11 protein-coding genes are annotated in these 14,664 nt (G+C 59.4%); 5 read left to right on the forward strand and 6 right to left on the reverse strand.

Features of this window, described 5'->3' with window-relative positions:
- Nucleotides 1-509 precede the first annotated feature (509 nt).
- The 3 genes from C449_RS17595 to C449_RS17605 form a co-directional block, all read right to left on the reverse strand.
- Complete coding sequence (locus C449_RS17595) at nucleotides 510-1,730, reverse strand: SPL family radical SAM protein (protein ID WP_241430128.1); 1,221 nt, start codon at nucleotides 1,728-1,730, stop codon at nucleotides 510-512.
- A 70-nt stretch (nucleotides 1,731-1,800) separates the two neighbouring features.
- Nucleotides 1,801-2,784: a three-Cys-motif partner protein TcmP gene (tcmP, locus tag C449_RS17600; RefSeq protein ID WP_161606459.1), complete on the reverse strand. Its 984-nt coding sequence runs from the start codon at nucleotides 2,782-2,784 to the stop codon at nucleotides 1,801-1,803.
- Between the two features lie 211 nt (nucleotides 2,785-2,995).
- The gene (locus C449_RS17605) at nucleotides 2,996-4,423 is read right to left on the reverse strand and encodes an SPL family radical SAM protein (RefSeq protein ID WP_241430129.1); all 1,428 of its coding nucleotides are present in this window, start codon (nucleotides 4,421-4,423) and stop codon (nucleotides 2,996-2,998) included.
- Nucleotides 4,424-4,752: 329 nt separating this feature from the next.
- Between C449_RS17605 and C449_RS14160 the strand changes: the two genes are divergently transcribed.
- Nucleotides 4,753-5,490, forward strand: a complete 738-nt coding sequence (locus C449_RS14160; protein ID WP_006078727.1) for a topoisomerase DNA-binding C4 zinc finger domain-containing protein — start codon at nucleotides 4,753-4,755, stop codon at nucleotides 5,488-5,490.
- A 77-nt stretch (nucleotides 5,491-5,567) separates the two neighbouring features.
- Entirely contained in the window at nucleotides 5,568-6,641 is a 1,074-nt protein-coding gene (endA, locus tag C449_RS14165; RefSeq protein WP_006078728.1) for a tRNA-intron lyase, read from the forward strand.
- Between the two features lie 4 nt (nucleotides 6,642-6,645).
- Here the strand turns inward: endA and C449_RS14170 are convergent, their stop codons facing one another.
- Nucleotides 6,646-7,353, reverse strand: coding sequence for a class I SAM-dependent methyltransferase (locus tag C449_RS14170; protein WP_006078729.1), 708 nt, complete (start codon nucleotides 7,351-7,353; stop codon nucleotides 6,646-6,648).
- Entirely contained in the window at nucleotides 7,350-7,904 is a 555-nt protein-coding gene (locus tag C449_RS14175; RefSeq protein ID WP_241430130.1) for a hypothetical protein, read from the reverse strand. Before C449_RS14175 ends, C449_RS14170 begins: the two co-directional genes overlap by 4 nt.
- A gap of 231 nt (nucleotides 7,905-8,135) precedes the next feature.
- On the opposite strand from C449_RS14175, the gene C449_RS14180 reads away from it, so the two are divergent.
- Nucleotides 8,136-9,818 (forward strand): tryptophan--tRNA ligase, encoded by a 1,683-nt coding sequence (locus C449_RS14180; protein ID WP_006078731.1) that lies wholly within the window; start codon nucleotides 8,136-8,138, stop codon nucleotides 9,816-9,818.
- A gap of 253 nt (nucleotides 9,819-10,071) precedes the next feature.
- On the opposite strand, the gene C449_RS14185 is transcribed toward C449_RS14180, so the two are convergent.
- Nucleotides 10,072-11,130 carry an FAD-binding oxidoreductase gene (locus C449_RS14185; RefSeq protein ID WP_006078732.1) on the reverse strand — a complete coding sequence of 353 codons (1,059 nt, stop codon included), beginning with the start codon at nucleotides 11,128-11,130 and terminating at the stop codon, nucleotides 10,072-10,074.
- A gap of 304 nt (nucleotides 11,131-11,434) precedes the next feature.
- Between C449_RS14185 and pheS the strand changes: the two genes are divergently transcribed.
- Nucleotides 11,435-12,931, forward strand: coding sequence for a phenylalanine--tRNA ligase subunit alpha (pheS, locus tag C449_RS14190; protein WP_006078733.1), 1,497 nt, complete (start codon nucleotides 11,435-11,437; stop codon nucleotides 12,929-12,931).
- Nucleotides 12,931-14,664 carry a phenylalanine--tRNA ligase subunit beta gene (gene pheT, locus C449_RS14195; protein ID WP_006078734.1) on the forward strand — a complete coding sequence of 578 codons (1,734 nt, stop codon included), beginning with the start codon at nucleotides 12,931-12,933 and terminating at the stop codon, nucleotides 14,662-14,664. The genes pheS and pheT overlap by 1 nt, the downstream gene beginning before the upstream one ends.

A 14,664-nucleotide genomic window follows, 5' to 3' on the forward strand; every position in this document is an offset into this window, starting at 1 on the left:
TACCGGCTCACCCCAAAGCTCCCGGATTCAAGAATGTTCACTCGTAGTGAACAGCCGGATGTCGGTTCTCTTTATATACTCTGGAATTCACACTCTCTTATTCACTTTCTATATTCCTCGCTCACTTTGCACCGACCATCGCCAATCATCTACGGGCAATGTATCCCTGATAATTGCCGGTGAAACCAAGTGACTACAGCCTCACAACTAGCCAAGCTTAGCAGCATATTGGAACAGGATAGTCGCCGGAGGTGGACTTTACAGACCTCCAGTGGCCGAATTAGGGACAAGACCGGAACCCTTCACCAGCGGAGGTATCCGGTAGTGGGCAGTTTTCTCTCGTCGCACATCACTCTTTTCCCGCTTTCTGCTGCCCGTGAGGCGCAACCGTAATCAGAGGACCGTCAGCGGCCTACAGTAGCCTGTAATACGCTTTCCACCTCGACAACGTTGAGAGACCACGCAGAAATAGCTACCGACGCTCATGCCTCATTCTGAGGGCATTGGGCCTACGATGGGAGCGATGGATCAGCGATGTTCTCAGGTGAAACCGCAGTACGTTGTTCTTTTAGCGACTTTGCTTGACTCTCACCCACTGATTTGATTACCTGCTTGTCTGGCCAAACATGAACATCGACATCGTGCTTTGCACCGAGTTCTTCTGCCCACTGCATCTGTTGTATGGAATATTTGACCCAATACTCTCGATCGTTACTGATCTTTTTAAGTTCATCAGCCAGATGGTCTTTTCCGGCTTCCTCAGCTGCCTTTATGGTCATCTGAAAATTCCCTCCTCTTGGATTAATCGGTTCTTGGAACACAACTTCAGCATCAAGATTGGCAAATTCCTCTATGAGATTGTCAAATTCTTCATATGTTTGTGTTGGGTATGTAGGTGACATAGAAACATATACTGGAATACCTGCCTGACTTATTTTCCGCAAGGCTTCTAATCTGGCTGAAGGTGGGGGTGCTCCCGGCTCAATAGCTTTCACCTGCTTATCATCAAGACAGGGGATAGACGAGCCTACACGAATTAATTCTCCATCTCGCTTCTCGCTCAGTTCAATACCGCGCTGAAATACGTCTATGTCCCGTGCGACAGCAGGACTACGCGTAAGAATCCGGACCGGGAATCCTCTGCTGATAAGTTCAATGATGCAACCCCGTGTTATTTGCGCTGCACGACGATCTTGGTAACAATCTGTTCCACTTGAGATCATCACTACTCCTCGTCCCCGGTTGGTTGTTTTCCATTTTTGTTTTCGGCCTAATTTTCGAGCAAGCCGTTCAGGCAAGTCATCTCTATACAACAAATAGGAACCCCAGTCAGTCTGCCCATCTGATACAGACGCTTGCTCAGAAAGCATATCCTGGCGTGCAGTAATGTTTGGCGTACTTGGGACGTAGCAAAATTTGCAACCATGACTACATCCTGTGGCAACGTTAATCACGTAGTCGCACAGGCTTTTGTGGTAAAGTCCTGACTCACTAAGAACGACTTTAGCGGGGTCTGTAGTATGCTCAACACCGTTTTTGGTCGTACTCTCCTGATCAATTGCACATTCCCAACAAAGAATATCTCCTTGATAGGTTGCACTAAACCGTTCTGCGATCTCGTTTCCACATGAAGCACATTTGTGACCAGTAGCAAGAACGTCTATTCGTTCTAGTGGGTCCCCTTTTTTACGGCTCTTTTCACGGATAGCGTCCAATGTGGATTTATTCAAGTATTTGACCTTCTCTTATTTCCAAATTCATGTCCTTGCCCAATGAACTTTGCCATTGATAACCAGAGTGCTAAAAGCTATCGAGAGAAGATTGGCCACTGCCATCCTCATCATCGGGAAGGTACTGATCCATAGTAGCTCTATCGCCTCGAATAACCTCCAACATTTCGTCCACATCTGCCCCATCAACCGCCTCCACGAAATCCCTCACATAGTCAACTGCATCAATGTAACCGCTTCCTCGATTTGTTTCACGGGTTCCGTATATCATGTCATATTCATAGTTCCGTCCTCCGCTATCCACGTTTGCCACCACCTTTTTTTCCTTCTCAACACCTGTTAACCTCTCACAATATTTTTCTCGAAGTGTTTGTTTGTTCTTCTCCTCCGTATCCCACATGTTTCCGCCATAGAACCGATTCATTGCTGACTCGCTGTCTGTGTGATGGGCGGTGCGAACGATATTTGATGTAGGGAAGTTGATCAAAAGATCTCCGGTAGGTGTGGGAGCTACTTTCTCAATTCCATCGTCCCATTCAACGTCCAGCCCTTGATTATCAATAAATGTGAAGTGGTTGAAACTAGGGCCATTCGGGTTTTCATACGCTATATCCCACATATCATTCACGACCTCTCTCAGTTGCTCGTTGGCATCTCCTTCATACACTTGATATGCCTCGGGTACAGTAACATCAACCATAGAATTTTCAAAAACTTCATCCAAGCGGCGTCTAAGTGCATCTGCCTTGTCCGGATCGTTCTCAATAAAATACATTTTAGTGAATGGCTCAGTAGCATTCTTTGCTGCAATAACTGGTGATCCCAAGAAGCAGTCACCCTGATCACCATAGACAGAAACACCCGAGCCGGCTAATGCATCAATATAAAAGAAATCGTCCATATGTTGTGATATGACCTTTGTATACATGTTGGTGGTCGCTGCGTGGAGGATCAATTTTAGGGCTGACCAGGGCCCAAACTCATTGAATTGGTTTGGGGCTACGCCTTTCAACTCGTCAGCGTTGTCCCGTAGGTCTTCTACTCGATCTTTCACCCATTCTCTGCGGGGTACAGAAGGCATAAACTGTTGTGACGAGCATAGAATAATATAATTTGGTGTAATCTTCATGCTCTAAATAGTTGAATAAACCATAATGTCATTTGTCGAACTATCATATCACAACAGCCATCTTTGTCCCTTATGGACGTGCCAAATTATATTCCCTAGACAATTCTGGCTCCACTCTTCTTTCAACAACCACAATTCACCTGAGCTTTGAAGGTTTCACCAAGTGTTCAATCTCTGAATAATCATCAAAGAGAGGCGATTGTGCTGAACTTTTACCCGAAGCCGGTTCATCTCCAAGTGGCTCCGGGGAGATAGCTTGCCGCATTGCTGCCAATTGATCTCGTAAGGATCCACTGGTAGCTTTCAGTAATTCTCGATCCGGCCATGAGTGGATTGGAGGCGCGTTCAGTCTTTGACCTTCTTTCTGAACTAAATTGAGATGTTTTAGACTATACTCCACCCAATTTTGCGGATATTGAAGACGTTGAAATTCCTTCGCATGCTCTTCAAATCCACTGTTCTCAAGAGTTTCAACCATAATTTCAAAATTGGAGCCTCGAGGGTTGATTGGCTCATGAAAGACGACGCTGGGCTGTAGCGCTTTGAAACGAGTCAAGAGCTGGTGGATTTCTTTCTGGTTCATAGATGGATATGTAGGTGACATAGATACATAGAGGGGAACTTTAGTACGGAGGCTATCTAGCATTTTCCATCGCTTTAGTGGAGGTGGCGCACCTGGTTCTAACGCCTTGACCATGTCTTCGTTAAATGATGGAATTGACGATCCGATCGTAAGAGTATCGGAAAATTCTGAGAAAAGATCGGCATCCCTCGCTGCTATAGTGCTTCTAGTGAGTATTCTTGTTGGTATTTCTTTCGAGCATAGCTCACGTACAACTCCTCTAGTTATTTGAGCGGCTCGACGATCTTGATATGGGTCTGTTCCACTTGAAATCATAACTATGCCACGTCCTCGATCGGTCTTTCGCCAGTTTCCGAAATCGCTTTCCTCTAACTCCAAGCTCAGTCTTTCGGGGAGGTCATCTCGATATAAGAGGTAGCTTCCCCACTCTCGTTGAAGATCGCTCACTTCTGCTTGGTTGTTCAGCATTTCTTCACGTGCTTTATACCCCGCAGTAGTTGGCACATAACAGAACTTACAGCCATGTCTACACCCTGTCGCGACGTTTATGACGTAGTCACAGAGGCTTTTTTCATAGAGGTGGGATTGGCTGTATGTCGCCTTAGTTGGGTCTGTGTTGACGCGAACACCTGCTTCTGTTCCCTCTGTTTCTCTTGTAGCTGCACAGTCCCAGCAAAGAAGATTTCCTCGGGGATCAGCAGCGAAACGGTTTTTGATTTCTTTTCCACAATTTGCGCAAGGTGCGCCTATATTTGTGAGATCAATTCGTTCATTGTGTTCATATTCTGCCTGCCGTAGCTGGTCTAAAGTTGGGAAGTCTCCAAACTTTTCAAGGATTTTTCCTTCTCCATCCTCAATATAGTAGTCTCGATGGAAGCTATCATCGGCTTCCCAACTAGTTTCAAGACGCATTGTTCCCCTTGAACTGTAGCTTTGCACTTCAGCCCCAAAGTTCCCCGGTAACCACTGTGAAAGTGACATAGCATCATTGAAGACACAATTCCCAGCAGGAGCTATATCCCCTGTTTAGGTTTAATCAGAGTTTATGTCAGGACCATGTGTGGACACATTCTAGCCCCGCTGGTATTGTAGTCAAGGCTGGCACGCGTTTTGGAAGTTTAACCAATATGACTGCAGACAGAAATTTGTCACATCGCCCGATTCTCAGATGAGCAAATTCACTAATACATTTCAGCTTCTCATGTCGAACAGCACTGCGTCCATGAACGCGCTACTCGCAGCCCCGGCAAAGCGCTTCCCGTTCGTCCCCGTACGAAGGTTTACGGCCGAGGCCGAAACCACTCCGGATCATGTCCGACGGCATTCGGGTGTTCGCCGGCGACTGCACGACGACCTTCGCGGGCGACCCACCCCGCGAGCAGCGCGGCGATGTCGTGGTGGTGATCAAACCCGACGACACGGTGCTGGTCCACGACTGCGACGGCTACCAACCCGTGGCGTGGCTCACCCGCCCCGAGATGCTCGCCTACGACGGCACAAGTACGGGGGAGTTTTCGCTGGTCGCCATCGACGGCGATTCGCGGCTCCGGGTCGTCGCCAACGATCGGTACGGACTCGCACGCTACCCCGCCTCCGTCGCCGGCGCGCCGGTCGGGACCTGCCCCGACTGCGATGGCGCGCTCGTCCGCGCGGACGGCGCGGTGACGTGTCTCGACTGCGAGGCGCGCTACGGCCTGCCGGCGGGTGCGGACGTGCTTGACGACCGCTGCGAGGCGTGTGGTCTCCCGACGATGCGCGCCGAGCGCGGGCGCGCATTCACGCTCTGTATCGATCGGGAGTGCGAGTCACTCGACGACGAAGTGAAAGACGCGTTCGACCGCGCGTGGGACTGCCCCGACTGCGACGGCGATCTCCGGGTAATCCGTCAGGGCGGGCTGCTCGTCGGCTGTGACGAGTATCCGGACTGCGAGACCGCCTTCTCGTTTCCGACCGGCGTCGTCGACGGTGAGTGTGGCTGTGGGCTGCCAGAGTTCGTGACGGACTCCGGACAGCGGTGTCTCGATGCGACCTGCGAGCGCGCCGGCTGAGTGCGGTCTGGTCCTGCTGACGCGCCAGACCGGCGTGGATCACAGTCCCTATGTCCGCCCGTAGTCCGACACCGGGTATGGAAGGACGGCTCGATGGCGACGTCGTTCGCGTCGGGGGCGACGCCCGCCAACGCTACTACGACTCCAGCGGGTACGGCCGCCCCACGGGCGAGGGCGTCGCGCTCGCGCCTGTCGAGGCCGCCCACCTGCTCTTTCGCGGCGATCTCGACGCGGTCGACGGACTGGGATTTCGGGAGTTTCTCGCCATCGAGGACCGCCTCGTCGTCCGATTTTTGGTCTATCGGGACTTCCGCGAGCGGGGATTCTACCTCTCGCCCGCGCGCGAGGGCTGGGTCGACGCCAGCGCCCTCTCATCCGACGCCACCCCCGACAGCCACGGCGGTGACGCCGACGCCCAGGCCGGTCCCGATCTGATCGTCTATCCGCAGGGGAAGGGGCCGTGGGACGACACGATCGCTTACCGAATCTGGGTCGTCGGCGAGCGCGAGCCGATCACGGCGTCGAGTCTCGGGAAGTGCGTCCTCGCGGTCGTCGACGAGGAGAGCGAGATCACGTATCTCGACACCTCCTGTCCCACCATCGATGGATCGACGACGAACGTCCTGCCGACGACCGTCTCGGGCGATCTCCTCGCCGATCGTGCGATCCTCTGGAATCCGCCCGACGGACTGTACGAAGCGGCCTTTTACGGCCAGCGCCTCGCCGGCCGTGGGGCCGAGGGCGGTCCGCTCCAGCTCTCGCTGGTCGAGACCGCATATCTCCTCGGCGAGAGTGTCATCGATCTCGGCGTCGATCTCGCCACGGTCGTCGAACGCGGTCGACGGGTCGAGGGCGAGCGGTTCGACCGCCGGCTCGCGGTGTACACGACGCTTCGCGAAGCGGGCCTCGTCCCGAAGACCGGGTTCAAGTTCGGAGCCGATTTCCGGACCTACGCCGACGTCGAGAGCGTCGACGACCTCGGCCACTCTGAGCGGCTCGTCCGAGTGCTGCCCGCCGACCACGCGTTCGCGCCGCGCGAACTTTCACTCGACGTCCGGCTGGCTGGCGGGGTCCACAAGCGGATGACGTTCGCGCTGACGACCCCAACCGGTGACGTCGACTGGCTCGCCGTCGAGCGGCTCACGCCCTGATGGGTCAGTGCTTCGGGACATACACCAGCGGGGCGTGGTGCCACGCCCACTGCACGTCGGGTCGGTCGGCGACCGTAAACGCGCTCCGCGGCCACGTCCCGAGCGTCTCGTAGATCCGTTCGCGTGAGAGCACGCTGTCGCCGTCGAGCAGCGCGCCGAACCGCTCTTCGTACTGGTCGGGATCAAACACGAACGGGTGGTCGGCGTTGGCGTGGGGGTCGTCGGCCGCGACGAGACAGAACTCGCGGGCGGCGCGGTTCATGTAGTTGCACACGAGTGCGCCGCCTGGCGCGACCGCCGCGTAGAGGTTTTCCAGTGCTCGCTCCACCTCCCGCACGTACTGGAGCGTGAAGTACGAGAACACGACGCCGAACTCACGGTCGGGGTCGAACGTCGGAAGCGTCGTTTGCTCGAAGCGGACGTTTTCGATGCCCTCGCGTGCCGCACGATCCCGGTTCCGTTCGACGACCGGCGCGGCCGTGTCGTAGCCGACCACCGACTCCGCGAGTCGATCGGCCGCCGCGAACGTCGTGACCCCGGCTCCACAGCCCACATCCGCAACGCCTGCCGGCGCGTCGAATCGCTCGACGAACTCACACAGTACGTCAGCCGCGTGGTGGGCGCTCGGACTCGCTTCCTCGCACTTCTCGTCGCTGACGTCGGTCCAGTATGCATCCCAGTCGAAGGTGTCTTCGGGTGCTCCGCTGCTCATCCGTCCTCCCCGACGAACAGTTCGATGTCGGCATAGACTCCTCGCGCCTCGTCATCGAGCCAGGTCGGCATCGCGTCGAACCACCGGAGTTCCCACGAGTTGTCGTCACACACCCCGTCGAGAATCGCGTCGGAGTCGGCGAGCGATCCGCCGAAGACGACGTGGTGAGTCTGTGATTGCTTCTCGCCGTCAACGACGTGTTCCACCTCGCGGACCGCCCGCACGCCGTTGAGTGTCGTATCGGTACCGGTCATCTCCTCGATTAGCCACCGACCGACCGCTGCCCAATCCTCCTCTGGATCGACCGCCTCGTTCGGCAGGACTCCAAACTCGTCCTCGGAGTTGACGACGAGGAGTAATCGTTCATCGCCGTCGGTGATACCGACGACGACCCGCCCCGCGGCGTCGGTTTCACAGTGTTCCACGTCGTCGCGCTCGTACGTTCGTTGCTCGAACGCCACCCCACTCCGCTCGGCCACCGCTGCTGGATCCGTCACCGTCCACCTGTCGTCGCCCTTTCCGTCCACCGTGTCGGATGCGTGTCTTGTCATGATCGTGGCTGTCGCTACTCGCCGCTCGCTACCCCATAGCTAAATCGACGCCACCGTGGCTCTCCGGTGGCTTCTCGGCGTATCAGCTGTTCCGATAAAAACTTGTCGACTATCGGAATTTTACTCTTCGCTTACTACTTCGCACGCCGTGGATTTAGTTCTTTCCCCGAGGTGTGAACGGTTGCGGGGAACGAACCCTTTTTGCGCGAACCTGCCCGATCCCGAGACGAAATGGCCGACGATCACCGCGGCGGGGACGACGCCTCGCCTGAGCGCTCGGTGTCGGACGAGGGCGAGCGCTCTCGAAGCGACGACCGTGAGTCCCGTCGGACTGTGACGAACCCATCGGAACTTCGTTCCGACGGCGGGACCGCCACCGGAGCCGACGAGACGACGCTCGACCCGTGGGGTTCCTCGACGGTCGCCGATTATCGAAACCTGTTCGAGGAGTTCGGAATCGAGGAGTTCGACGACGTGCTCCCGAACGTGCCGGCTCCACACTACCTAATGCGTCGCGGGGTCATCTTCGGTCACCGCGATTACGACCGCGTGCTGGCGGCGCTCGATGCGGACGAGCCTGCTGCCGCGCTTTCCGGGTTCATGCCGACCGGCGATCCGCACATCGGCCACAAGCTGGTGTTCGACGAACTGGTCTGGCACCAGGAACGCGGCGCGGACAGTTATGGACTGATCGCCGATCTCGAAGCCCACAGCGCACGCGGGCTCGACTGGGACGAGATCGACGAACACGCCCGCGATTACCTCCTCTCGCTCATCGCGCTCGGGTTCGATCCCGAGGAGGGCGAGCTCTACCGCCAGTCAGACAACCGGCAGCTCCAGGATCTCGCCTTCGAACTCGGCGTCGAGACCAACCTCTCGGAGCTCGAAAGCATCTACGGGTTCGGCGGCGAGACCGACGTCTCGCACATGCAGTCGGTCGTGACCCAGATGGCGGACATCCTCTATCCCCAACTCGACGAGCCGAAACCCACAGTGATCCCGGTCGGTCCGGACCAGGACCCCCACGTTCGTCTCGCACGCGACCTCGCGGCGCGGATGCGGTTTTTCGGGGTGACGGCGGCGTACGCGAGCTTCGAGGCCGATCCTGAGGAACGCCACCTCATCGCTGCGGCCTACGAGGCACTCTCATCGGACCCTGAACCTGGGACCGAGGACGACGCGGAGCCTGTCCGGTGTATTGAGGCCGCCGACTGGCTTGCGGATCAGGCCGAGGCCGACGCCGACGATGGTGCTTCGGATGACACCACTCGCGAGAGCGCCATCGAGAAGCTCCGCGCCGCCGGCAAGGAGCCGCTCAGGCCTCGGACACGATTCCTCGATCGCAACGCGACCGATGAGGCGTTTTCGGCGCTCATCGAGGCTATCGACGGCGAGAAACGCGTCTACGACGAACACATCGACAGCTTCGATCTCGCGCTCGACGCGGCCGACGACCTCGCGCGCGAGGTCGAACTCGACCACGGCGGTTACGGCTTCCTCGCACCGTCGTCGATCTACCATCGGTTCATGACCGGACTCACCGGAGGAAAGATGTCCTCGTCGATCCCGGCGAGTCACATCAGCCTGCTCGACGATCCCGAGACGGGCTACGACAAGGTGAAATCCGCGACGACGGGCGGACGCGAGACGGCCGAACTCCAGCGCGAACTCGGCGGCGAGGCCGACGAGTGTCCGGTCTACGAGCTCTACGCCTATCTCCTCGCTGCGGACGACGACGAGTTCGCCACTCGCGTGTACGAGGAGTGTACCGGCGGTGAGCGCCTCTGTGGTGGGTGCAAGGAACAGGCCGCCGAACTGATGGCTGAGTTCCTCGAAGACCATCAGGAGAAACGCGCGGAGGCCGAAGAGGTCCTCGACGGACTCGATATCGACCTCGACACTGAACGAGCATAGCGGCCATCGAGAACCGAAATCGGCGCTCTTCACCGTCGGTCGAATCGATTTCCATGCGACCTCGTTACCGGGTCTGGTGATTACGGCCGACTCGTCGCAACCTAATCCGGCACAAATGAGAACCGCAGGCCACGTACCTCCCCAACCGATTCGCTCGCTCCCTACGGTCGCTCACTCATCCCTCGCGCGAGTCGCACGCCTCCGGCGTGCTCCCGCGCGCCACTGCAACCGTGGGACGGCTTTTCGATGAATCTCACCCGTAGCTCTCTTCCTCGTAGTAGAGGTCCGGGACGCCGAGCGGTTCGATCACTTCCCGGACGCTGCTGCACATTGCGCCGATACCGCAGACGTACACCTCGGCGTTCGTCGGGTCGATCCGCGCGTCGATGTCTTCGGTAGGCTCGCTGCCGACGAACTCCGTGGTGTCGGGCGGCAGTGTGTCGGTGTCGACGCAGTCGGGATCGAGATATTTCAGGAGGGTGTGCTGGACGTATTCGGTCTCACCGTCCCAGTTGCCCATATACTCCTCCCGGCTGCACGTCATGACTGGATGGAAGTTGTCGTGCTCGGCGGCGAGGTCGAGAAACGCCTCGCGGTAGGGAAGATCGTCCTTCCACGACGAGCCGAGGAACAGCCAGACGTCGCGTTTCTCGCCCTCGCACTCGTCGAGGCCTTCCTCGAAGGTGTAGTCGATCATGCTCTTGAACGGGGCCGCGCCGGTCCCGGTTGCGACGAACACGAGGTCGCGCTCGGAGGGGTCCTGGAGCATGAACTCGTCGCCGTAGGGGCCGCGAACGAAGATGTCGTCGCCCTCGACGGTGCGATCACAGAGGTCGGGCGTGAGTTCCCCGCCGGGAACACGTCGGATACAGAGTTCGAGCTCCTCACGGTTCGGCGAACTCGCGATCGAGTAGACCCGCGGTGCCTCCTCTTCGTAGCTGATTCTCACATATTGGCCCGGAACGAACTCGAACGGCTCCTCGGGTCGGAAGCGGAGCCGGAGCAACGACGGGTACGATCGCTCGGTCCGCTCACGGAGCGCCTCGACCTTCGACGCCATCGTCTCGGCGAGATGGTCCTTACCCGTCGCCGCGAGCCGCTCGATGGCGTCGTCCCACGCGTCAGCATCGGTCACATCGCCCGGCGGCTCGTCGCCGACGTTCTCGACGAGCATCTCGCGGTCGGCGTCGAGCGCCGCCTCGATCTCGTCGTCACGCTCGCGATCCATCGCTGTCGTGGACGTCACGACCGCATGCTGGTTCTCGATCTCTGCCTCGTCCGCCTGTGCCCGGGAGAGACGTTTCGGGGCCATCTGTCGTTTGTCGGGTCGCACTCGCACTTGTTAGCTCTTCTGTGGAGTCGACCGGGACTGATCGGCCGTGGCCCGCGTTCTCCCGACCCGGAAGACTTTTGCCGGAGAACCCGTCACCACGTGACATGGCAGCCGAACCTCGCGTCGGACGCCCTGGAGACCGGCCATCGACTGCGGCTCGGCGGTTCGGCGTTCGCTTTTTCTTCGCGAGCTAACGGGCGGTGGAGTCCGCGGTGGTTGCGGGCGAACCCGCTCGGTCGGCATCGGAACCGTTAGTTGAACGACCCTCGGTACACTCCACATCATGAAACTCCCCGCAGCACAGGTCGCGGTGCTCGAAGCCGCGAGCGCGAACGACGCACAGCCGATGGATCACCTTGCCGAGACGGCCGACCTCGAACCCGCGACCGTCGCCGGTGCGGCGTTCGCCCTCGAAGAGGAGGGTCTCGTCGGCGTTACCGAACGCGTCGAGACCTCGGCGACGCTCACAGATGAAGGCCGGCAGTATCTCGAAAACGGCCTCCCCGAGACCGAACTCTTCAGAGTTGTTCGGGAGGCCGGCACCGAGACCGATCTCGGGAGCGCGATCGACGCGGCGGACCTCGACGGCCCGCAGGTCGACATCGCGCTCTCGAACTACGCCCGAAAGGGGTACGGCTCGGTCGAAAGCGGAACGATCACCGCCGATCCGGACGCCGATCCGGACGACGACCCCGAGCGCCGCGTGCTCGCCGCGCTCGCCGACGGCGAATCGATCGCGGACGAGGCGGTGCTCGACCGACTCGGGAGTCGAAATCTAATCAACCGTCACGAGGACACCTACCGAGAGGTGTGGCTCACCGACGACGGCATCACCGCACTGATGGAGGGGGTCGAAACCGCCGACACCGTTGGCGAGGTGACGCCCGAACTCCTCACTACCGGCGAGTGGCGCGACGTCGAATTCGCCGAGTACAACGTCGAGGCCGACGCCGAGCAGGCTCATGGTGGACGGATTCACGTCCTTCGGCGGACGGCCGAGCGAGTGAAGGACGTGCTCGTCGGGATGGGGTTCGAGGAGATGGATGGGCCGCACGTCGACGCCGACTTCTGGATCAACGACTGCCTGTTCATGCCCCAGGACCACCCCGCTAGAACCCATTGGGGGCGCTTCGAGATGGAGCAGCCAACCGAAATCGACGACCTGCCCGCGGACCTGGTCGAGCGCGTTCGCGCGGCCCATCGCGACGGCGTCGACGACGGCGAGGGCTATCACTCGCCGTGGGACGAGTCGTTCGCGCGGAAGCTCGCGCTCCGGGGTCATACCACGTCGCTGTCGGCCCGCTACCTCTCGGGGCTCGAAGTCGGCGAGTTGGAGCCGCCACAGCGGTTCTTCAGCGTGGAGAAAGTGTACCGCAACGACACCCTCGATGCGACCCACCTCCTCGAGTTCTTCCAGATCGAGGGATTGGTGATGGCCGAGAACCTGTCGGTGCGGGACCTGATGGGGACTTTCACGGAGTTCTACGAGCAGTTCGGGATCACCGACCTGGAGTTCAAACCGACCTACAACCCCTACACCGAGCCGAGCTTCGAGCTGTTCGGCGAACATCCCGTGACGGGCGAAATCGTCGAAATCGGCAATTCGGGACTCTTTCGGCCGGAGATGCTCGAACCGCTCGGCGTCGACTGTGACGTGATGGCGTGGGGGCTCGCCCTCGAACGCCTCCTGATGCTCACCCACGGGTTCGAGGACATCAGAGATGTCCACGGCACGCTGGTGGACCTCGACTTCCTCCGGAACGCGGAGGTGGTGTACTGATGGCCGTCGTCGACGTCGATCCCGACGAGCTCCGGCGGTTCACCGGTCACGACGAGAAAAGCGACGGGGAACTCCGTGCGGACCTGTTCGAGCTCGGTCTCGAATACGAGGGCGAAACCGACGAGGGGCTCATGCAGCTCGAATTCGAGGCCGATCGGCTGGATCGCCTCTCGGTCGAGGGGATCGCGCGCTCCCTGCGATACCAGTACGGCGACGATAGGGGTGTGTACGTCCCCCGGATCAACGACGCCGACTGGACGATCGAGGTCGATCCCTCGACGCCCGACGAACGGCCGTACGTCACCGGTGCGGTGATCAGGGGGCTCGACCTCGACGAGGCGGGGCTCGACTCGCTGATCCAGCTCCAGGAGAAACTCCACGCCACGATGGGCCGCGGGCGCGCGAAGGGTGCCATCGGGATCCACGACCTCACAATGGTGAAAGGTCAGTCCCGCGCGGACGACGCGGACAACTCGATCACCTACCGGGGGATCGAACCCGACGAGGACAGCTTCGTCCCGCTCGACAGTCACGCCGAACTCACGCCCGCCGAAGTGCTCACCGAGCATCCGACCGGCGAGACCTACGCCGACCTGATCGCCGAGTACGAGCGCTATCCCGCGATCTACGACGATCTCGGGCTGTTCTCGTTCCCGCCCGTCATCAACGGTCGGCGGACCGAGGTGAACACCGAGAGTCGGGAGCTGTTCGTCGAACTCACGGGGACCGACCAGTGGACCATCGACCGGATGTGCGCTATCATCTGCTACGCGCTCGACGCCCGCGGTGCGACGGTCGAGCGCGTGAACGTCGAATATCCCGATCGCACCCTCAACCGCCCCGACTTCGCCCTTTCCGAGAAGACCGTGGCCCACGAACGGATCGAACGCTCGCTCGGCGTCTCGCTCGACGAGCGCGAGGTGGTGGATCTCCTCGAACGATCGGGCCTCGACGCCGAGACGTCGGACAATGGCAGTGGGGACGGCGAAAACGACGCGGATCGGGTCTACGACGTGTCGATCCCGCCCTACCGCGTGGACGTACTCCACCCGGTCGACGTGATCGACGACATCGGTCGCGCGTACGGGTTCAACGAACTGGAGCCGGAGTATCCCGACGTGAGCACTGTCGGCGGTCGTCACGAGCGTTCGCGCCACGAGCGCGCCATCCGGGACACCCTCGTGGGACTCGGGTTCGAGGACCTGCTCGATTTCCACCTCATCGGCGAGACCGAAAACTTCGATCGGATGGGTCTCTCCCCGGACGACGAAGCGTTCGGCGCGGCCGAACCCACCACCATCGCGGAGCCGTACAGCCAGGAGTACGGGATGGTTCGGACCTGGGCGCTGCCCTCGCTCGTGATGGTTCTGGAGAACAACACCCACCGACGCTATCCCCAGGACCTCGCCGAAGTCGGGCTCGCCGCACATGTTGACGATACTGAAAACACCAACGTCACCGAGGAGCGTCACGTCGCCGGCGTGCTCGCGCGGACCGACGCCTCCTACGAGGACGCGAAGGGGAGGGTGAGCGCGCTCGCGCGCGCGTTCGATGTGTCCCTCGAAACATCCCCAACCGAGCACGCCTCGTTCATCGACGGTCGCGCCGCGAGCGTGGTGCTCGACGGCAAACAGGTGGGAATCGTCGGCGAACTCCATCCTGAAGTGTTGGTCGAGCACGGTCTCGAACTGCCCGTGGCGGCGTTCGAGTTCCGAGCCGACGCGCTCCGGTAA

The sequence above is a fragment of the Halococcus saccharolyticus DSM 5350 genome (assembly GCF_000336915.1).
GTDB lineage: Archaea > Halobacteriota > Halobacteria > Halobacteriales > Halococcaceae > Halococcus > Halococcus saccharolyticus.